This window comes from Pseudomonas sp. B34(2017), assembly GCF_002112915.1.
Lineage (GTDB): Bacteria > Pseudomonadota > Gammaproteobacteria > Pseudomonadales > Pseudomonadaceae > Aquipseudomonas > Aquipseudomonas pharyngis.
Genome location: NZ_NEJA01000001.1, coordinates 593,289 through 611,579, shown reverse-complemented (window position 1 = coordinate 611,579; position 18,291 = coordinate 593,289). Strand labels below are relative to the sequence as shown.

The following is an 18,291-nucleotide window of genomic DNA, read 5'->3' as shown; positions in this document are numbered from 1 at the left end:
ACGTCAGCCGACGGGCCATATTTCGTTGTCGCCAATGACGAAGATCCGACAGCTGTCTTCCTTCTCTACCGGATAACCGCCGGTGAAGGCGCCGAAGGCCGGCAACAGGCTGATGCGTTCCCCCAGCCTGAAACACGCCAGCCGCAAACGCTGGCGCCCCTTGCCGATCAATCGATAAACCGGGTGTACGTGCCCTGCGAGGACATGCCGTTCAGGGTGCGGATCCGGCTCGTGCTGCAGCGAGAAGGGACCCAGCAGCATGGGCTCCGGCACCACCCGGATGTTCAGCGCTACCGGTGGATCGCCCGCGCGCTTGTCGTGATTGCCGCGAATCAGTGTCATCGGCAGATCGGCATGACGCGCCCGCCACTGCGCCAGTGCCTGCAAGGTGCCGGGTGCATGGGAGCCGGGTCCGTGCAGGAAATCCCCCAGGAAAATCAGTTGCCGACATGGCAGCTTTGCCAGCAACTGCTCGATCACGGCGATATTGCTCGTCGTGGTGCCCTGCGGCACCGGCTGTCCCAGGCGACGATAAGCGGCCGCTTTGCCGAAATGCACATCGGCAATCAGCAGCTTCTGCTGCGCCGGCCAGTACAGCGCCTTTTCCGGCAGCAACCAGAGGTCTTCGCCCGCCAGGCGCACGGGGTAGGGCGCGTTCATCAGGATTGGCCCTTATCGGCGGTGTTCTCCAGATCGCCGACCATACGCCGGATGCGGTCAGCGAGTTTTTCCGAGCTCATGCTTTCGCGCATGCGTTCCACCAGCAATGGAAAGCCGAGCGGTGTCGGACGTTTGATCAAGTGCATATCGAGTTCCATCCGGTTGATTCGCTCCAGTGTCTGCTCCAGCCGACGAATATCCAGTTCTTCCCGCAGGACTTCTTCCCCGGCCTGGGCCAGCAGCAGATTGTCGGCGTCGTATTGTTTGAACACTTCGAAGAACAGCCCGCTGGAGGCCTGGACCTGACGGGTACTTTTCGGCGCGCCGGGGTAACCGGCGAACACCAGTCCGGCAATCCGCGCGATTTCCCGAAACCTGCGCAGCGCCAGTTCGCCCGCGTTGAGGCTGGCCAGCACATCCCTCAACAAACCCTCGGGACCGAGCAGGGCGCCATCCAGTTGCACAGACCAGTCAACGGGCGTGGCGCTGAGCAATTCCAGTCCGTAATCGTTGACCGCAATCGAGAAGGTCACCGGCAGGCGCTGGCTCACCCGCCACGCCAGCAGGCTGGCCAGCCCCAGATGCACCTGACGTCCGGCAAACGGGTAGAGGAAAAGGTGCCAGCCTTCGCGGGATTTCAGCACTTCGGCCAGCAGATTGTTGACGGTCGGCAGGCCTGACCAGCGCATCTGGGTTTCCAGCAGCGGTCGCAAGGCCTGCATTTCCGGGCCGGCAAACTCGCCTTGTGCCGCCGCGCTGAACCGGTTGACCACCGCTTCGGCCAATTCATTGGAGAGCGGCATGCGTCCACCATTCCAGCGCGGTACGGCGGCTTTTTTCGCCGTGCTGCGTTTGACGTAGGCGGTCATGTTTTCCACCCGCACCAGTTCCAGCAAGCGCCCGGCGAACAGAAAACCATCGCCGGGTTTGAGGCGTGCGATAAAACCTTCTTCAACACTGCCCAGTTGTTTGCCGCCACCGCCCTTGCTCCAGAACTTCAGATGAATGCTGGCATCGCTGACGATGGTGCCGATGCTCATCCGATGGCGGCGCGCCAGGCGGGCATCGGGGACGCGCCAGATCCCGTGTTCATCCGGCTCGACCCGGCGGTAATCCGGATACGCCGTCAGCGACATCCCGCCGTGACGCACGAACGCCAGCGCCCAGGCCCAGTCGGCGGGTGTCAGGTCGCGATAGGCCCAGGCGCCACGGACTTCTTCGTACAGCTCATCGGGAGCAAAGCCACCGCCCAGGGCCATGCTGACCAGATGTTGCACCAGCACATCCAGCGGTTTGTGCGGTGACAGTCGCGGTTCGATCCGCCGCTGTGCCACGGCATCGCCAGCGGCCGCAGCTTCGATCAGCTCCAGGCTGTGGGTCGGCACCAGGGTGACCCGCGACGTTCGACCGGGCGCATGCCCCGAACGTCCGGCACGCTGCATCAGCCGCGCCACGCCTTTGGCCGAGCCAATCTGCAGCACCCGCTCCACGGGCAGGAAATCCACCCCCAGATCCAGACTTGAAGTGCAGACCACGGCTTTGAGCTGGCCATTCTTCAGCGCTTGCTCGACCCAGTCGCGAGTGTCGCGGGATAGCGAGCTGTGATGTAGCGCGATCAATCCGGCCCAGTCCGGCCGCGCTTCCAGCAAGGCCTGGTACCAGATTTCCGACTGCGCCCGGGTGTTGGTGAACACCAGGCTGCTGGCGCAGACGTCCAGTTCGGCGACCACCTGCGGCAACATCTTCAAGCCGATATGCCCGGCCCAGGGAAAACGCTCGATGGCCGGTGGGAGCAAGGTATCGACCTTGAGCGACTTTTCGCTTTGCCCCTGAATACTGACGCCACCGCCCTGTGGGATCAGCACCTGTTCGGCGTGGGACTGATTGCCGAGCGTCGCGGAAACGCCCCAGACGATCAGCCCCGGCTGCCAGCGCCGCAGGCGGGCGAGGGCCAGTTGCAATTGCACGCCGCGCTTGTTGCCGAGCAATTCGTGCCACTCGTCCACCACGACCATGCGTAGCGTCGACAGCGCCGTTTGCGCGTCGGCACGGGCGAGCATCAGGGTCAGGCTTTCCGGGGTGGTGATCAACGTGGTGGGCAGGCGCCGGTTCTGCCGGGCGCGTTCGCTGCTGCCGGTGTCGCCGGTGCGCAGGCCGACGCTCCAGGGGATCTGCAGATCGTCCAGCGGCGCTTGCAGGGCGCGCGCGGTGTCGGCGGCCAGCGCCCGCATTGGGGTGATCCACAAGACAGTCACCGGTTCGGCGGGCGGTTTGCGTTTACGGGTGGTTTCAGCAACAGGCCCGGAGCGGGCAAAGCGATTGAGCGCGGCAAACCACACCGCGTAGGTTTTACCGGCGCCGGTGCTGGCATGCAGCAGGCCGGATTCGCCACGTTTGACCGCGGCCCACACCTGTTTCTGAAAGGCGAACGGCTTCCAGTCGCGGGCGCTGAACCAGTGTTTGGCGAAGTCGGTGGAGGTGCCCATGCCGGCGACGTGTGCTCTGAAGATGTTCCTTCAATGACCGCGCCGACCGGGCAATAGTTTTACTTGAGATTGCCGCTGAGAAATTGCTTCAGGCGTTCGCTCTTCGGATTGCCCAGCACTTCTTCCGGCGCGCCTTCCTCCTCCACCAGCCCTTGATGCAGGAACAGCACCTGGCTCGACACCTTGCGGGCAAAGCTCATTTCGTGGGTGACCATGATCATGGTCCGACCTTCTTCGGCCAGGCCCTGAATCACCTTGAGCACTTCGCCGACCAGCTCCGGATCGAGCGCCGAGGTCGGTTCGTCGAACAGCATGACTTCCGGCTCCATCGCCAAGGCTCGGGCAATCGCCACCCGTTGCTGCTGGCCGCCGGAGAGGAACGCCGGATACTGATCGGCCACCCGTGCCGGCAGACCGACCTTTTCCAGATAACGCCGGGCGCGGTCGTCGGCTTCCTGTTTGCTGCAGCCCAGCACCCGGCGCGGGGCCATGGTGATGTTTTCCAGCACGGTCATGTGGCTCCACAGGTTGAAGTGCTGGAACACCATCGCCAGCCGTGTGCGCAGGCGTTGCAGTTCATCGGCGTCGGCGACGTGCATGCCGTGGCGGTCGGTGACCATGCGGATCGCCTGGCCATCGAGGCTCATCGCGCCGTCGTTGGGTTGTTCGAGAAAGTTGATGCAGCGCAAAAAGGTGCTTTTGCCCGAGCCGCTGGCGCCGATCAGGCTGATCACATCGCCGGTCCTGGCCTTGAGCGAGACGCCTTTGAGCACCTGATGGTCGCCATAGCTTTTGTGCAGGCCTTCAACGGTCAATTTGTACATGGGACAGGGATCCTCAAGGCGAAAGTAGATAGCCGCTGCGATAGGCTTCGGCGCCCGCGACGTGGGCGATCACCATCCCGGCGGTGGCCATGCGCCGCAGCGAGCGGGCATAGAGCAGACCGGAAGCGGTGCAATGGACTGGCGTGACCCGGTCACTGATCGGGTCGATGATTTCGGCGATTTTCTGCCCGGCTTCCAGCCACTGGCCGGGCGTGGCGCTGTACACCAGCAGCCCGCCGACAGGAGTGGCCACCGGTTCCACACCGGCCAGCGGTGTGGCGGGATGTGGCAGGGCCGGCAAGGCTTTGGGTTCGCCGACGATGGCGCCGAAATGGATCAGGTAATCGATCAGCGCCTGGCAATCGCGACTGGCCAGCGGATGGGTGACATCCCCCTGGCCGCGCAACTCGACGGTGACCGAAAAGCTGCCGAGCGGAATTTCGAAGTGTTCGCCGAAGCGCTCCTTCAATTGCCACCACAGCAGGGTGAAGCACTCGTCGAACGACTGGCCGCCGGAGTCGGTGGCCAACAGGCTCGCCTGGGATTCGATATAGCGCGCCAGCGGCTCGACCTGCGACCAGGCCTCGGGCGTGGTGTAGAGGTGAACCACGGATTCGAAATCGCAATGCAGGTCGAGCACCATGTCCGCATCGCAGGCCAGCCGTTGCAGGGTCAGGCGCTGGGATTGCAGCTGAGTCGTGGCGGTGTGGCGGGCGAGGGCGTTGCGCAGGCTGGACCGGATCAGCTCAAGGTTGCGCTGCGGGTCGTCGCACAGCTGTGTTTCGATCTCGTTGCCGATTTCTTCGCTGAGGTCGATGAACCAGCGGTTGAAGTTCTGCCCGCTCTCCAGTTCGTAGCGGCCCAGCGGCACATCCATCAGCACCTGTTCGAGGCCGACCGGGTTGGCTACCGGCACCAGCACGATTTCGCTGCGCAGGCGGCCGGCAGCTTCCAGCTCCGCCAGACGCTGCTTGAGGTGCCAGGCCACGAGCATGCCGGGCAGTTCGTCGGCGTGCAGCGAGGACTGGATGTAGATCTTGCCCTGGGCCTTGTCCGGGCCGAAATGAAAGCTGTGGATCTGTCGAGCGGTCCCCGGCAGCGGGGCCAGCAGGTCGTGTATCTGATGACGCATCTCTAAAGGGTCCTAGTGGGTCGGGCCGAGGAACGCCAGCCATCGGCGTTCGGCAAGACGGAACAGGCCGACCAGCGCAAAGGTGATGGTCAGGTAGATCAGCGCGGCGATGCCGAACGACTGGAAGGTCAGGAAGGTCGCCGAATTGGCGTCCCGCGCGACTTTCAGGATGTCGGGGATGGTCGCGGTGAAGGCCACGGTGGTCGAGTGCAGCATCAGGATCACTTCGTTGCTGTAGTACGGCAACGAACGGCGCAGCGCCGACGGCATGATCACGTAGGCATAGAGCTTCCAGCCGGTCAGGCCGTAGGCCTTGGCTGCTTCGACTTCGCCGTGGTTCATGCTGCGGATAGCCCCGGCGAAAATCTCCGTGGTGTAGGCGCAGGTGTTGAGGGCGAAGGCCAGGATCGTGCAGTTCATCGCATCGCGAAAGAAACTGTCGAGCAGCGGTTGCGCACGCACGGCGGCCAGGCTGTAGATCCCGGTGTAGCAGATCAGCAATTGGATATAGAGCGGCGTGCCACGGAACAGGTAGGTGTAGAACTGCACCGGCCAGCGAATGTAGAAGTGCGGCGAGACCCGGGCGATCGACAGCGGAATCGACACGATAAAACCGAAGAAGATCGAGGCGCTGAGCAGCCACATCGTCATCGCCAGCCCGGTGATGTTCTGGCCGTCGGTATAAAGGAAGGCTTTCCAGTATTCCTGCAGGAGTTCGATCATCGTACGGCCTCCCGGGCACCGGCGGCGTAGCGGCGTTCGAGCCAGCGCAGAATGAAGTTCGAGGCACTGGTGATCAGCAGGTAAATCAACGCGGCGAGGACCAGGAAGTAAAACAGTTGATAGGTGCTTTTACCGGCGTCCTGCGCGGCCTTGACCAGATCGGCCAGACCAATGATCGAAACCAGCGCGGTGGCCTTGAGCATCACCATCCAGTTGTTGCCGATGCCCGGCAGGGCGAAGCGCATCATTTGCGGGAACACCACGAAACGAAAGCGCTGGCCGCGCTTGAGGCCATAGGCGGTGGCGGCTTCGACCTGCCCGCGCGGCACGGCGAGAATCGCCCCGCGAAAGGTTTCAGTGAAGTACGCGCCATAAATGAAGCCCAGGGTCAGCACCCCGGCGCTGAACGGGTCGATCTCGATGTATTCCCATTCCAGGTAATCGGTGAGCGTCGTCAGCCAGGTTTGCAGGCTGTAGAAGATCAGCAGCATCAGCACCAGGTCCGGCACCCCGCGAATCAGCGTGGTGTAGAGCTGGGCGGGCAGGCGCAGCAGTTTGACTTTTGACAGCTTGGCACTGGCGCCGAGCAGGCCGAGCAACACGGCCACCAGCAGCGACAACGCCGACAATTTGATGGTCATCCAGGTGCCTTCCAACAGCAAAGGGCCAAAGCCCTTGAGGCTGAAGGCGGAGAGCCCCAGATTTTGCAGGAGGTTTTCGAACATAAATCAGCAACCTGACTGAATGAAAAAGGCGCCCATCGAGGATGGGCGCCGGGGCATTATTTGCCGCTGTACAGATTCAGGTCGCCAAAGTGTTTCTTTTGAATCTCGGCGTATTTGCCATCATCGTGTAACGCTTTGATACCTTTATCCAAAAGCGCTTTCAGCTCGGTGTTACCTTTCTTAATACCGACAGCGGTCTTGGCTGGCAGCAAGTGGTTGTCGACCGGCTTGCTGACTTCATAATCAGCACCTTGCGGCGACTTCAGAAAGCCCAGTTCGGCCTGCAGCATGTCCTGAATGCCCGCATCGAGACGGCCGGAAGTCAGGTCGGAATACACCTGGTCCTGGTTCTGATAGGCCTGGGTCTTCACGCCGGCCTTGTCCAGCACGGCTTTGGCATAGGCTTCCTGGATGGTGCCTTGCTCGTAGCCGACGGTTTTGCCTTTCAGCGAAGCGACGTCGTCGGTGATGCCCGAACCTTTTTTCGACACGTAGGCCGTCGGGCCGGAGAACAGCTCGCTGGAGAAATCGATGACTTTTTCACGGGCTTCGGTAACGGTCATCGACGAGATCACGCCGTCGAATTTATTGGCCTTGAGGCCCGGAATCATACCGTCGAAGTCACTTTCGACCCATTTGCACTTGACCTTCAGCTCGGCGCAGATCGCGTTGCCCAGATCGATGTCGAAGCCAACCAGGCTGCCGTCTGCCGCTTTCGACTCGAACGGTGCGTAGGAAGGGTCAACGCCAAACCGCAGTTCTTTGTATTCCTTGGCCAGCGCGGAGCCGGCGGCCATGCACAACGCCAGTGCAGAAAGGGTCAGCAATGCTTTTTTCATTATTCAATCCCTAAGAACCAATATGAGCGCTTGTGGCGCGGAATGATTGTTACTGGAGCGCTTACGACTTATAGAAAGTAGCAATTTCCGAACCAGAGTCCCGAACAAGTGTTTTAAAAGGTGTAGCAAGTGCATGCCGGGGCCGGTCAGTGCACGAAAACGGGCACGCCGGAAAAGCTGCACCAGGTTGGTTCGGGGGATCGTTCCCACGCTCTGCGTGGGAATGCAGCCCGGGACGCTCCGCGTCCCAAAGCGGACGCAGAGCGTCCATTGAGGCATTCCCACGCGGAGCGTGGGAACGATCGGGGTGAGGGGGGAGTATCGGGGGAAGGGAATCAGACCAACAGGTTCTGCAAGGTCGCCAGGCTGTCGGCCTCGTCCACGGTTTTGTCCTGGCGCCAGCGCAGCATGCGCGGGAAGCGCACGGCGATGCCGCTCTTGTGTCGACGGGAGAGGGCGATGCCTTCGAAGCCCAGTTCGAACACCAGGCTCGGCTTGACGCTGCTGACCGGGCCGAATTTTTCGACGGTGGTCTTGCGCACGATGCTGTCGACTTCGCGCATTTCCGCGTCGGTCAGCCCGGAATAGGCCTTGGCGAAGGGCACCAACGCCCGGGCACCGGAACCGGGCGGGCCGTCCCACACCGCAAAGGTGTAATCGCTGTAGAGGCTCGCGCGGCGACCATGCCCGCGCTGGGCGTAGATCAACACCGCGTCGACGCTGAACGGGTCGACCTTCCATTTCCACCACACGCCCATGTCCTTGGTCCGGCCGACGCCGTACATCGCGTCCCGGGCCTTGAGCATCATGCCTTCGACCCCCAGGCGCCGGGAGGCTTCACGTTGGCGGGCGAGATCGAACCAGTCGTCACCGGTCAGGGTCGGCGAAGGCAGCAGTACCGGGTTGTTGCAGTGGGCGATAACTTGTTCCAGTTGTTCACGACGCCTGGCCTGGGGCTGGTTGCGCCAGTCTTCGCCCTGCCATTCGAGCAGGTCGTAGGCGAGTATCACCACCGGCGCGTCTTCGAGGATTTTGCGGTCCAGCGACTTGCGGCCGATCCGTTGTTGCAACAGTGCGAAGGGTTGCACCGCCGGGGCTTCTGTCGACTGCAGATCGAACGCGTCTTCGGTGACCGGGCGGTTGTTTTTCCAGACTACGATCTCGCCGTCGATCACCGTGCCGTCGGGTAAACCGTGCAGGAGCGTGTCGAATTCGGGAAAACGCTCGGTGACCAACTCCTCGCCGCGCGACCAGACCCACAATTTTCCATCACGCTTGACCACCTGCGCCCGAATGCCGTCCCACTTCCATTCCACCTGCCAGTTGCTCGGCGGCCCGAGCAGGGCCTCGAAGGTTTCTACCGGTTGCGCCAGCGCATGGGCGAGGAAGAACGGGTAGGGCTGGCCGCCGCGCTGGGCGTGCTCGTCGCTGGATTCGGGGGCGATCAGTTTCAGGTAAGCGGCGGCGTTCGGCCGGTTGGACAGGTCGGTGTAACCCACCAGCCGTTGCGCCACGCGTTTGCTGTCGAGCCCGGCCATGGAAGCCAGAGCGCGGGTCACCAGCAATTTGGACACGCCGACCCGGAAGCTGCCGGTGATCAGTTTGATGCACAGCATCAGGCTCGGCCGATCCAGTTGCGCCCACAGAGCGGGCAATTGGTGGGCGAGGTATTCCGGGGTTTCACCGCGCAGGGGCAGCAGTTTGTCTTCGATCCATTCGGCGAGCCCGGCCTCGGAGGTGTGCGGGTGTTCCGGCAGCACCAGCGAGATGGTTTCCGCCAGATCGCCGACCGCTTGATAGCTCTCCTCGAACAGCCACGGCGAAAGCCCGGACACTTCGACCGCGAGTTCCCGCAGGATCCGCACCGGCACCAGTTGCCGAGGCCGCCCGCCGGACAAGAAATACACCGCCCACGCGGCATCCTGCGGTTGCGCCTGGGCGAAGTAGGCTTGCATGGCCGCCAGTTTGGCGTTGCTGGAGGTGGTGGCGTCGAGTTCGGCGTATAACCCGGCGAAGTCTTTCATGGTTGCACCTCGGCAACCGCAGGCGTGGCGGTGGAAAGCTCTTCTTCATCGTCACCGTATTCGGTGTTGAAACCTTGTGCGTCCAGCCCTTTTTCGCGCAGATGGCGCACCAGCACGCCAATCGAGCCGTGGGTGACCATCACCCGTTCAGCACCGGTCTGTTCGATGGCCCACAACAGACCGGGCCAGTCGGCGTGATCGGAAAGCACGAAACCGCGATCGACCCCGCGCCGCCGACGGGTGCCGCGCAGGCGCATCCAGCCGCTGGCGAAGCTGTCGCTGTAATCGCCGAACCGGCGCATCCAGCTGCTGCCGCCGGCCGAGGGCGGGGCGATGACCAGCGCCTGGCGCATCATCGGGTCGTTCTTTTTCACCTCGCCGGCGTAGATCGTCGGCGGCAGGTAGACGCCGGCCTCGCGGTACACGCGGTTCAGCGGCTCGACCGCACCGTGGCTGAGGATCGGCCCGAGGGTTTCGTCGATGCCGTGGAGAATCCGCTGGGCTTTGCCGAACGAATAGCAGAACAGCACGCTGGCCTTGCCGGCCTCGATGTTGGCCTGCCACCACTGATTGATTTCGGCGAACACCTGCGCCTGCGGCTGCCAGCGGTAGATCGGCAGGCCGAACGTCGATTCGGTGATAAAGGTGTGGCAGCGCACCGGTTCGAACGGCGCGCAGGTGCCGTCGGGTTCGATCTTGTAATCGCCTGACGCGACCCAGACTTCGCCGCCGTATTCCAGCCGCACCTGGGCCGAGCCGAGCACATGACCGGCGGGATGAAAGCTCAGGGTGACGCCGTGGTGGGTCAGGCGCTGGCCGTAGTCGAGGGTTTGCAGGTTGATGTCCGCGCCCAGACGCGCACGCAAAATCCCTTCGCCGGCGCTGGCGGCCAGGTAATGCTGATTGCCGCCACGGGCGTGGTCGCCGTGGGCATGGGTGATCACCGAACGCTCGACGGGCCGCCACGGGTCAATGTAGAAGTCCCCGGCGGGGCAGTAGAGGCCTTCGGGGCGGGCGATAACAAGGTCCATGGCGTTACCGGAATGGAGGGACTTGTTAGCTATGAGGTTGGCGCGAAGTCAGAAGTTCTATTGATTTTCTGAACTGTCGCATGATCGTTCCCACGCTCTGCGTGGGAATGCCTCAGGGGACGCTCTGCGTCCAGTGACGCGGAGCGTCACGGGCTGCATTCCCACGCGGACGGTTCGACGCCTCGACGTGGGAACGATCATGGGGGGTTACTTGCCGGGAGTCAGGGTCAACCGCGTCTTGCCATACACCCGGTCAAAGTTCTGCGGCTGCATCGGCAAGCCGATGTACTGGCCCTTGAGCCAAGCATCGATGCCGTTCAGGTAGTTCGGGCTCACTGGATTTCCGGATTGCCCCGTCCCGTTCTGGCCCATCAGTGGCTCGCTCTGACCGAAATCGACAATGAAACGCATCGACGGCGCACGCGTGGTGTTGAAATCCTGGCCCCAGGCAAACGCCGCGGTGTTGAGGGTGGTGTGGTCGCCGCCTGCCGCGAGCGGGCCGCGGACGGTCTGGCCGTTGGCATTCTTCCACTCGTAGCGGTGCAGTTTGCCCCACTGCCAGGCCCGGCGGTCGCCGCCCAACTGACTGTCGCCGGCGCTGATCGCTGCCGCCAGGCTGCGGGCGAGGATCGCCGGTTTGTCTTCTTTTTGCGGGGTGCGGGCGTCGTCCCAGAACGGACTGTCTTCGCGGCCCAGCAAATGATCGGCCTGGGCGGCGTAGGACAGATCGCCATTGGCGATAAAGGCTTTCCACGCCGGGCTGCTCTGCGGGCCGAGCTCGTCAAGGAAGATCTGTTTCATGCTTTCCTGCAGGAACAACTCGTAGATCGCCGCATCGGCGGAAGTCGGGCTGAGCTTGCCGTCGAAGGCCATCAAGCGGGTATAGGCTTCGCGCGCCTTACTGCGCTCGGCTTCCGGCAGTGCGTCGATCGCCTGTTTCAGCGGCTGCGCCATGCCCGGTGCTTCAAACATTTTCTTCAGTTTGGCGGCGAAGGTGGTGGTCTGGTCGTACTGCATGGCAATCACGCTGCGACTGTCATGCTTGCCGCTGCCGGCCAGTTCGGCCAGGCGCTCGCCACGCTCCGGCGCGGCCCAGGAATTGGACAGTTGCATGCCGTAGCCGTGGGGAATGACCCGCTGGTTGGCGGTGCCGAGCCAGCCCTGGGCCGGATCCTGATCGTACGGGTGCAGCATCGGGTCGGCGTAACCGTCCCAGTCGTAGCGACCTTCCCAGCCCGGCGACGGCAGCAGGCCCTCGCCTTCGCGGCGGTTGGGGAAGCGCCCGGTAACTTGCCAGCCGATGTTGCTGGCGTCAGCAAACACCAGGTTCAGCGCGATGGCGCGGATTTCCCGGCTGGCGTCCGAGGCGCGTTCCACGTTCTGGGCGCGGCTCAGATCGAAAAACGCATCGAGGGATTTGTCATCGGTGAAGCTCGGCGTCTGCAAGGCCAGGCCGAAGCCTGCGCCCTGAGCAGCGGCCTGGGCGCTGTTGAGCAGCGCGCCATGGCGGGTTTCGTACACCGCTTCGCGAATCGGCCGCTGGCCTTTGACGAAGTAGGTTTCGTTGCGCACGGCGACCGGTTGCCACTTGCCGTTGACCTCGTAGGACAACGTGCTGCCCTGACGACGGATTTTTTCCAGAAACAGGTCCTGGTTATCGCCGAGCACGCTGGTCAGGCTCCACGCCACCTTGCCGTTGAAACCGCCGAGCACCATCGGCAGACCGGCCACGGTCACGCCGGCGGCCTGGTATTTCGGCGCGCGGATCTGCACGAAACTCCACAGCGACGGCGCGGCCAGCGGGCCATGGCTGTCGCTGGCCAACAGGCTCTTGCCGCTGCGGCTGCGTTGTGGGGCGATGGCCCAGTTGTTCGACGACTGAGTGCCCAGCAGGTTGATGGCGGCCAGTTGTTCGCTGGCGTTGCTCAGCTCCGTCAGCCCCGGAATCTGCCCGTTGAGCTTGATGCCTTGCAGCTTGTCGGCCTCGGCCAGCGGCAGGTTTTCATCGGGAGCGGACGGGGTCAGCCACGCCAGTTTGTCATTGGTCACGGTCTGCGCCAGCACCAGCGAAGCGATTTCTTCCGGCAGGTTGGCCGACTGGCTGAAGTTCAGCAGGCAGAAGATCAGCGCCGAATCTTCCGGTTTCCAGTATTCAGGCTTGTAGCCGCTGGAAGCCAGATCGCCCGGCAACTTGTCGGCGTAGCGGAACAGGTAGGCGTTGACGCCCCGGGCATAGACCTCGAAGAAGCGCTTGAGCCGTGGCGACGAAACCTTGTACAGCTCGCCGGCGCTTTTCTTCAGGTTAACGGCGCGCATATAGCGGTCGGCGTCGAGCATCGACGAACCGGACATTTCCGCCAGACGGCCCTGGGCCAGCAGGCGCAGGGTGACCATCTGATTGATCCGGTCGCTGGCATGCACGTAACCGAGGGCGAACAGTGCGTCGTGGAAGCTGTTGCTTTCGATCAGCGGCATGCCCATGGCATTGCGGCGGACCGAAACGTTCTGCGCCAGGCCCTTGAGCGGCTGCACACCGGAGGTCGGCGGGAGGGTGTCCTGGGCGTTCCAGGTCTGACAACCGGTCAGGCTCAGAACACCGGCCACTGCTGCGGCAACGCCGAACCGGGGAAGAAAATGTGAAAGGGCTGGCGAGGCCATGGCAAAGCTCCTGCGGGGGTGTAGAGGCTGGGGGCGCAATAAAGCCGCTACGTTAGTGAGCAGGAGGGGGCCGCGCAAGCGGGGCGAGCGGTTATTTCTTCCCGCTCACGCAGATCGTTCCCACGCTCTGCGTGGGAATGCAGCCCGGGTCGCTCCGCGGCCCATTTCTACGCGGGCGGTTCGACGCCTCTACATGGGAACGATCAAGGCAGGTCAGGACTTCGGCGGATTGATCTTCTGCACCAGCGCGTAGGCCTTCACGGTCGCCGGGCGATCCTTGATGTGGTTGAACCAGCGCTGCACGTTCGGGAAGTCTTCCAGGTTCTGGCTCTGCCATTTGTGGGAGACGATCCACGGGTAGATCGCCATGTCGGCAATGCTGTATTCACTGCCGGCGACGAACTCGTTGTTGGCCAGTTGCTTGTCCAGCACTCCGTACAGGCGGGCGGTTTCATCGATGTAGCGCTTTATCGCGTAGGGGATTTTTTCCGGGGCGAACTGGCTGAAATGATGGTTCTGCCCGGCCATCGGCCCCAGCCCGCCCATTTGCCAGAACAGCCATTGCAACGCCACCTGGCGGCCACGCAGATCCTTGGGCAGGAACTTGCCGGTCTTTTCCGCGAGGTACAGCAGGATCGCCCCGGACTCGAACAGCGACAACGGTTCGCCGCCGTCAGCCGGTTCATGATCGACGATTGCCGGGATGCGGTTGTTCGGGGCGATTTTCAGAAAGTGCGGCTGGAACTGCTCGCCCTGGCTGATGTTGATCGGGTGCACGTTGTAGCGCAGGCCCGCTTCTTCGAGGAACAGGGAAATCTTGTGGCCGTTGGGCGTGGTCCAGTAATACAGGTCGATCATGGAAAGCTCCAAATCAGGAAAATGGCTTACGTGCGGACAGCAAACGCCGGCTTCAGGTTGTCCTGTGTGCGTTCGATAGCTTGCTTAGTCACAGGAGGTGATGCTCAAGTACGGGAAATTCAATGACCCCGCGTGAGAAAAATCGCCATGGAACTCAAGGCCAACGCTGCACTGATCATCATCGACCAGCAAAAAGGCATTCTGGAACCGCGTCTGGGTCGACGGAATAATCCGTTGGCCGAAGAACGAATCCTCGACTTGCTGAACTTCTGGCGGCGCAGCGGACGGCCGGTGATCCATGTGCAGCACCTGTCGCGCTCGCCGGATTCGGTGTTCTGGCCCGAGCAATCAGGCGTGGATTTTCAGGAAAGGTTTTTACCGCAGGAAGGCGAGTGGCTGATCCAGAAACAGGTGCCGGATGCGTTTTGTGCGACGGGGCTTGAGGCGAAGTTGCGTGAGGCGGGGATCGGGCAGTTGATCATTGTCGGCGTGGCGACGAACAACTCGGTGGAATCCACGGCGCGCACGGCGGGCAATCTGGGGTTTGACGCGTGGGTGGCGGAGGATGCGTGCTTTACCTTCGACAAGGCCGACTATTTTGGCACGTTGCGTTCGGCGCAAGAGGTGCATGCGATGTCGCTGGGGAATCTGCACGGGGAGTATGCGACGGTGGTCAGTAGTGCCGAGATTCTTGCGGCCCGATAGGGCTTTGCTGAATGTGCCGCCGCCATCGCTGGCAGGCCAGCTCCCACAGTGGGGTGTATTCCATCTGAGGGAACCGGATCCCAATGTGGGAGCAAGCCTGCTCGCGATGATGATCGATCAGGCGAAGAAAGTCTTCGCCCGAAACATCAAGCGCCGTGGCACTTCTTGAATTTCTTGCCATTGCCACAGGGGCAAGGGTCATTGCGGCCAACGTCTTTCAGGGCGTTGCGCACCGGTTCCTGGTGAGCGTGGCCGCAGTTCGGGCCGTGGACATGGCCATGGTCGTGATCATGGTGGTGATGGTCATGATCGTGGTTGCAGTCTGGGCCATGGACATGAGGTTGCTGGGTCATCGGGGTCACTCCGTAATCAAATCGGCGGGGATTATCACGCCATTGCGCGCCAGGTGCACGTAGTGAGCGATGAATAAACCGGTTTCCATCTCGCCCTCCAGTCGATAGGGAATCTGTTGATTCGGGTTTTTCAGCATTTTCACCACCTCTTTCACCTTCGGCCACAGGTTGGTACGGATCGGCACCTTGTAAAACGCGCTGCTTTTGGGGTTCACCGTGATCCAGTGTTCGTGCTCGCCTTCGGCCAGCAGCATGTCGGCCAGGTGTATGCGGTATTCCAGGCCGCGCACGGTCAGGTCGCTGTCATTGGGGTTGTCGATGCGAAAGTGCAGGATGAATTTCTGTTCCAGCAACTTGGCGCGCACCACTTCGACTTTCACCAGGTGCACGGCGGGGTCGCGGGCGTCGTCGGTAAACCAGGACGCGCAGCCGCCGACCCCCAGAAACATGAGCAGTGAGAAGACCTGGATTGTGCGCCAATGACCGAGCATGGTTTAACTCCCTTTGCTGCCCAGTCTAGCCTCAGCTGCCGAAATACCCCGCACAGCATTTCTTGAACTTCTGGCCGCTGGCGCACGGGCAGGCGTCGTTGCGGCCCAGCTTCAGTTGCACGGTCGGGTCGATGAAGTACCAGCGCCCGCTGTTCTGCACGAATGACGAGCGCTCGCGGTGGCTGTGTTCGCCCTGACCGTCATGCCAGCGCGCGGTGAAGGTGACGAACGCGTGCTCCGGCTGGCCGCCGAGCACTTCCGAGCTTTCCACGTCCAGACCGAGCCAGGTGCTCTGGGCGCTCCAGTTGCTGATCGACTGGCGATCCAGCCCCGCTTGCTGGGCGGGCAGGGTGGTGGCCACCAGATAATCGATCAGGCCCAGCACGTAGGCGCTGTAGCGCGAGCGCATCAGGGCTTCGGCGCACGGGGCCGGGTGGCCGGCGTGATAGTGACCGCAGCAGGCATCCAGCAGGTTGCCGCTGCCGCAAGGGCAAATGGCTGTACTCATTGCATTACCACCAGTATTTCCCGAAGTTTTCCGGATTGGCCCAGAACCGCGAGTTGAGCCAGTCGGGGACTTGTTTGTAGTCAAGCAGATCGTAGGTGAAGAGTGTCAGTACCTGCTCGTCACGGGCGAAGCGTTCGCTGGCTTGCAGGGCCAGAGAGTAAAAATCGGTTTCCTGCCAGCCGCTGGCCGGCAGATCCGCCAGCACGGCGATGCGGCTGGCGTTGAGGTTGCGGATCCCGCCCAACAGATTCAGGCCGTCGCGCTTGGGCAAATGTTCCAGGCAATCGACCACCAGCGCCAGGTCGAAACGGCGGGCCGCCAATTCCGCCGGCAGCGCACCGGGCGCGGCGTGCGCGACGCAGGTGTCCGGGTGCGCTTCCTTGAAGGCAGCCAGCGCCGGGAACTCGCTGGCGCCGATCAGCAGCAGACGTGCAGGGGCGTAGCGGTCGAGCAGGGCGGCCAATGCCTGCTGCGGCGTGCGGGAAGAAATGGCGACGTTCATCGAAGCTCCTCAATCAGAGCGCCAAGACTAGCCTGCCCGGGCGCCAAGGCCTAGATCTCTGTCCTGCGGGTTTGCGGCAAATTCGTCGAAGTCCCGTGAACAGGCGCACAAACAGCAATGGCCTATTGCTGGCGGAGATTAAAACTCCGGTCTTTACTCCCTGAATCGGTTCTAAGCCGATCCCTCAGGAGAAAACTAGATGAGCATAGTTCGGACAGCATTACCCTTGGTTCTGCTAACCAGTGTGTTGACTGGTTGCGCAGGTTTGCAGAAAACCGACTGGCCGACCTGTGCGGCAGTCGGTGGTGTCGTCGGTGCGGGGCTCGGTGCGACCGAAAGCTCCGCATGGGCGGGGTATGGCGCGTTACTCGTCGGCGGTACGGCAGCGGCCTATTGCTGGGTTCACGGTGACGGCGATGAAGACGGCGATGGTGTGCCGGACAGTCGCGACAAGTGCCCGGGCACGCCTAAAGGCGTACAGGTCGATGCCGACGGCTGTCCTCCACCAGCCCCTGCACCAGTGGTCGAAGAAGCTGTAGTGGTCAAGGAAGAAACCATTGTCATCCGCGATGTTCACTTCCAGTTCGACAAGGCCACGCTGACCCCGTCCGACAAACTGGTCCTGGATAAGGTCGCTTCGCGCCTGAAACAGGAATCCAGCACGGCGCAACTGACCGTGACCGGCCACACCGACAGCGTCGGCAGCGATGCCTACAACCAGAAACTGTCGGATCGCCGCGCGCACTCGGTGGTCAAGTACCTGGTTGAAAGCGGCGTACCGCAAAGCAGCTTCGTGTCGGTGACCGGTGCCGGTGAAAGCCAGCCGGTGGCAGACAACAAAACTGCTGACGGTCGCGCGCTGAACCGTCGTACCGAAATCAAAATCAACCGCTAGCCCCCTCGCATCCGCGGCTTGTGCAGTCGCGGATGCGGGTCTTTACTCCTGTGTAACCGGTATGGGCCGGTGACACAGGAGCTTTAACGATGAGTGTTCTTACAAGGTCCGTCTTGCCGGTTCTGCTGCTGGGCAGCCTGTTGACCGGTTGCGCCACCCACAGCGATGGCACCGCTCCCCTCAATCAACGTACCTGGCCGATCTGCAGCCTTATTGGCGGACTGGTCGGCGGCGGTCTCGGCGCGCTCGAAAGCAGCGGTTGGGCCGGCGGTGGCGCTGCGCTGGGGATCCTCACCGGCGGATTGATCTGCTATGCCCAGGATGGCGATGAAGACGACGACGGCGTGTTCGATCGCCGCGACCGTTGCCCCGATACCCCGGCCAACACACCGGTTGACCACCGTGGCTGTCCGCTGCCGCAATATCCGGTCACCGAGAAACCCGCCGAACCGGCCCCGCAAACCGAAGTCATCACCCTCAACGATGCCGGCAACGTGTTGTTCGATTTCGACAAGTCGGATTTGAAACCGGCCGCAAAAAGCCAGCTCGACACGTTGATGGACAAACTGCGCAATGCCGATGTGGTGAGCATCAAGGTCATCGGCCACACCGACAGCAAGGGTTCGGATGCCTACAACCAGGCACTTTCGGAACGTCGCGCCAGCAGCGTGGCGGAATATTTGCTGAGTCAGGGCCTGGCGCCGAACAAACTCACCAGTGAAGGGCGCGGCGAGAGTGAACCGGTCGCCGATAACAATACGGACGAAGGGCGTGCGCAGAACCGTCGGGTGGAACTGCACATCAATCGTTAGGATGAGTCTGTAGTCCGCAGGCTAGAGCTGTCGGTCGATGAACGTCATCGAACCGGCAGCCATCC

The 18,291-nt window shown here is 62.4% G+C and carries 18 protein-coding genes; 3 read left to right on the top strand and 15 right to left on the bottom strand.

Going from position 1 to position 18,291, the window contains the following annotated elements:
- Positions 1 to 3: 3 nt before the first annotated feature.
- The 11 genes from pdeM to CAF80_RS02880 form a co-directional block, all read right to left on the bottom strand.
- The gene (gene pdeM / locus CAF80_RS02930; protein WP_085666833.1) at positions 4 to 660 is read right to left on the bottom strand and encodes a ligase-associated DNA damage response endonuclease PdeM; all 657 of its coding nucleotides are present in this window, start codon (positions 658 to 660) and stop codon (positions 4 to 6) included.
- Positions 660 to 3,146 (bottom strand): ligase-associated DNA damage response DEXH box helicase, encoded by a 2,487-nt coding sequence (locus CAF80_RS02925; protein ID WP_085666832.1) that lies wholly within the window; start codon positions 3,144 to 3,146, stop codon positions 660 to 662. The genes pdeM and CAF80_RS02925 overlap by 1 nt, the downstream gene beginning before the upstream one ends.
- Positions 3,147 to 3,205: 59 nt before the next feature.
- Complete coding sequence (locus CAF80_RS02920) at positions 3,206 to 3,970, bottom strand: ABC transporter ATP-binding protein (RefSeq protein WP_039771333.1); 765 nt, start codon at positions 3,968 to 3,970, stop codon at positions 3,206 to 3,208.
- Between the two features lie 13 nt (positions 3,971 to 3,983).
- Positions 3,984 to 5,102, bottom strand: a complete 1,119-nt coding sequence (locus CAF80_RS02915; protein WP_085666831.1) for a succinylglutamate desuccinylase/aspartoacylase family protein — start codon at positions 5,100 to 5,102, stop codon at positions 3,984 to 3,986.
- Between the two features lie 12 nt (positions 5,103 to 5,114).
- Positions 5,115 to 5,825: an ABC transporter permease gene (locus tag CAF80_RS02910; RefSeq protein ID WP_011332767.1), complete on the bottom strand. Its 711-nt coding sequence runs from the start codon at positions 5,823 to 5,825 to the stop codon at positions 5,115 to 5,117.
- Positions 5,822 to 6,550, bottom strand: coding sequence for an ABC transporter permease (locus CAF80_RS02905; protein WP_064593908.1), 729 nt, complete (start codon positions 6,548 to 6,550; stop codon positions 5,822 to 5,824). The genes CAF80_RS02910 and CAF80_RS02905 overlap by 4 nt, the downstream gene beginning before the upstream one ends.
- Before the next feature lie 56 nt (positions 6,551 to 6,606).
- Entirely contained in the window at positions 6,607 to 7,389 is a 783-nt protein-coding gene (locus tag CAF80_RS02900) for a transporter substrate-binding domain-containing protein (protein WP_011332769.1), read from the bottom strand.
- Between the two features lie 335 nt (positions 7,390 to 7,724).
- Positions 7,725 to 9,413 carry an ATP-dependent DNA ligase gene (locus tag CAF80_RS02895; RefSeq protein ID WP_085666830.1) on the bottom strand — a complete coding sequence of 563 codons (1,689 nt, stop codon included), beginning with the start codon at positions 9,411 to 9,413 and terminating at the stop codon, positions 7,725 to 7,727.
- Positions 9,410 to 10,444: a ligase-associated DNA damage response exonuclease gene (locus tag CAF80_RS02890; protein WP_074691386.1), complete on the bottom strand. Its 1,035-nt coding sequence runs from the start codon at positions 10,442 to 10,444 to the stop codon at positions 9,410 to 9,412. The genes CAF80_RS02895 and CAF80_RS02890 overlap by 4 nt, the downstream gene beginning before the upstream one ends.
- A gap of 207 nt (positions 10,445 to 10,651) precedes the next feature.
- Positions 10,652 to 13,102: a penicillin acylase family protein gene (locus CAF80_RS02885; protein ID WP_085666829.1), complete on the bottom strand. Its 2,451-nt coding sequence runs from the start codon at positions 13,100 to 13,102 to the stop codon at positions 10,652 to 10,654.
- Positions 13,103 to 13,315: 213 nt separating this feature from the next.
- Complete coding sequence (locus tag CAF80_RS02880) at positions 13,316 to 13,960, bottom strand: glutathione binding-like protein (RefSeq protein WP_085666828.1); 645 nt, start codon at positions 13,958 to 13,960, stop codon at positions 13,316 to 13,318.
- Between the two features lie 147 nt (positions 13,961 to 14,107).
- Between CAF80_RS02880 and CAF80_RS02875 the strand changes: the two genes are divergently transcribed.
- On the top strand, positions 14,108 to 14,665 hold the full coding sequence (locus CAF80_RS02875) for a cysteine hydrolase family protein (protein ID WP_085666827.1): 558 nt from the start codon (positions 14,108 to 14,110) through the stop codon (positions 14,663 to 14,665).
- Positions 14,666 to 14,811: 146 nt separating this feature from the next.
- Here CAF80_RS02875 and CAF80_RS02870 read toward each other — a convergent pair whose 3' ends face one another.
- The 4 genes from CAF80_RS02870 to CAF80_RS02855 are packed head-to-tail and all read right to left on the bottom strand — an operon-like array spanning position 14,812 to position 16,519.
- Positions 14,812 to 15,018: an SEC-C metal-binding domain-containing protein gene (locus CAF80_RS02870; protein ID WP_007955014.1), complete on the bottom strand. Its 207-nt coding sequence runs from the start codon at positions 15,016 to 15,018 to the stop codon at positions 14,812 to 14,814.
- A 5-nt stretch (positions 15,019 to 15,023) separates the two neighbouring features.
- A complete protein-coding gene (locus CAF80_RS02865; RefSeq protein WP_085666826.1) occupies positions 15,024 to 15,509 on the bottom strand; it encodes an LEA type 2 family protein in 486 nt (161 codons plus the stop codon).
- Between the two features lie 31 nt (positions 15,510 to 15,540).
- Positions 15,541 to 16,017, bottom strand: a complete 477-nt coding sequence (locus CAF80_RS02860; protein WP_011332777.1) for a YchJ family protein — start codon at positions 16,015 to 16,017, stop codon at positions 15,541 to 15,543.
- Between the two features lie 4 nt (positions 16,018 to 16,021).
- Positions 16,022 to 16,519: a DUF6231 family protein gene (locus tag CAF80_RS02855; RefSeq protein WP_011332778.1), complete on the bottom strand. Its 498-nt coding sequence runs from the start codon at positions 16,517 to 16,519 to the stop codon at positions 16,022 to 16,024.
- Positions 16,520 to 16,718: 199 nt separating this feature from the next.
- On the opposite strand from CAF80_RS02855, the gene CAF80_RS02850 reads away from it, so the two are divergent.
- Together CAF80_RS02850 and CAF80_RS02845 are read left to right on the top strand one after the other, a co-directional pair.
- On the top strand, positions 16,719 to 17,414 hold the full coding sequence (locus CAF80_RS02850; protein WP_064593923.1) for an OmpA family protein: 696 nt from the start codon (positions 16,719 to 16,721) through the stop codon (positions 17,412 to 17,414).
- Positions 17,415 to 17,503: 89 nt separating this feature from the next.
- Positions 17,504 to 18,226 carry an OmpA family protein gene (locus tag CAF80_RS02845; RefSeq protein ID WP_039771352.1) on the top strand — a complete coding sequence of 241 codons (723 nt, stop codon included), beginning with the start codon at positions 17,504 to 17,506 and terminating at the stop codon, positions 18,224 to 18,226.
- Positions 18,227 to 18,291: the final 65 nt, after the last annotated feature.

Coding starts and splice junctions, on each gene's coding strand:
- CAF80_RS02900 (WP_011332769.1), bottom strand. CDS start 7,389: ATGAAAAAAGCATTGCTGACCCTTTCTGCACTGGCGTTGTGCATGGCC.
- CAF80_RS02870 (WP_007955014.1), bottom strand. CDS start 15,018: ATGACCCAGCAACCTCATGTCCATGGCCCAGACTGCAACCACGATCAT.
- CAF80_RS02905 (WP_064593908.1), bottom strand. CDS start 6,550: ATGTTCGAAAACCTCCTGCAAAATCTGGGGCTCTCCGCCTTCAGCCTC.
- CAF80_RS02920 (WP_039771333.1), bottom strand. CDS start 3,970: ATGTACAAATTGACCGTTGAAGGCCTGCACAAAAGCTATGGCGACCAT.
- CAF80_RS02910 (WP_011332767.1), bottom strand. CDS start 5,825: ATGATCGAACTCCTGCAGGAATACTGGAAAGCCTTCCTTTATACCGAC.
- CAF80_RS02865 (WP_085666826.1), bottom strand. CDS start 15,509: ATGCTCGGTCATTGGCGCACAATCCAGGTCTTCTCACTGCTCATGTTT.
- CAF80_RS02915 (WP_085666831.1), bottom strand. CDS start 5,102: ATGCGTCATCAGATACACGACCTGCTGGCCCCGCTGCCGGGGACCGCT.
- CAF80_RS02890 (WP_074691386.1), bottom strand. CDS start 10,444: ATGGACCTTGTTATCGCCCGCCCCGAAGGCCTCTACTGCCCCGCCGGG.
- CAF80_RS02880 (WP_085666828.1), bottom strand. CDS start 13,960: ATGATCGACCTGTATTACTGGACCACGCCCAACGGCCACAAGATTTCC.
- CAF80_RS02855 (WP_011332778.1), bottom strand. CDS start 16,519: ATGAACGTCGCCATTTCTTCCCGCACGCCGCAGCAGGCATTGGCCGCC.
- CAF80_RS02850 (WP_064593923.1), top strand. CDS start 16,719: ATGAGCATAGTTCGGACAGCATTACCCTTGGTTCTGCTAACCAGTGTG.
- CAF80_RS02845 (WP_039771352.1), top strand. CDS start 17,504: ATGAGTGTTCTTACAAGGTCCGTCTTGCCGGTTCTGCTGCTGGGCAGC.
- CAF80_RS02925 (WP_085666832.1), bottom strand. CDS start 3,146: ATGGGCACCTCCACCGACTTCGCCAAACACTGGTTCAGCGCCCGCGAC.
- CAF80_RS02895 (WP_085666830.1), bottom strand. CDS start 9,413: ATGAAAGACTTCGCCGGGTTATACGCCGAACTCGACGCCACCACCTCC.
- pdeM (WP_085666833.1), bottom strand. CDS start 660: ATGAACGCGCCCTACCCCGTGCGCCTGGCGGGCGAAGACCTCTGGTTG.
- CAF80_RS02885 (WP_085666829.1), bottom strand. CDS start 13,102: ATGGCCTCGCCAGCCCTTTCACATTTTCTTCCCCGGTTCGGCGTTGCC.
- CAF80_RS02875 (WP_085666827.1), top strand. CDS start 14,108: ATGGAACTCAAGGCCAACGCTGCACTGATCATCATCGACCAGCAAAAA.
- CAF80_RS02860 (WP_011332777.1), bottom strand. CDS start 16,017: ATGAGTACAGCCATTTGCCCTTGCGGCAGCGGCAACCTGCTGGATGCC.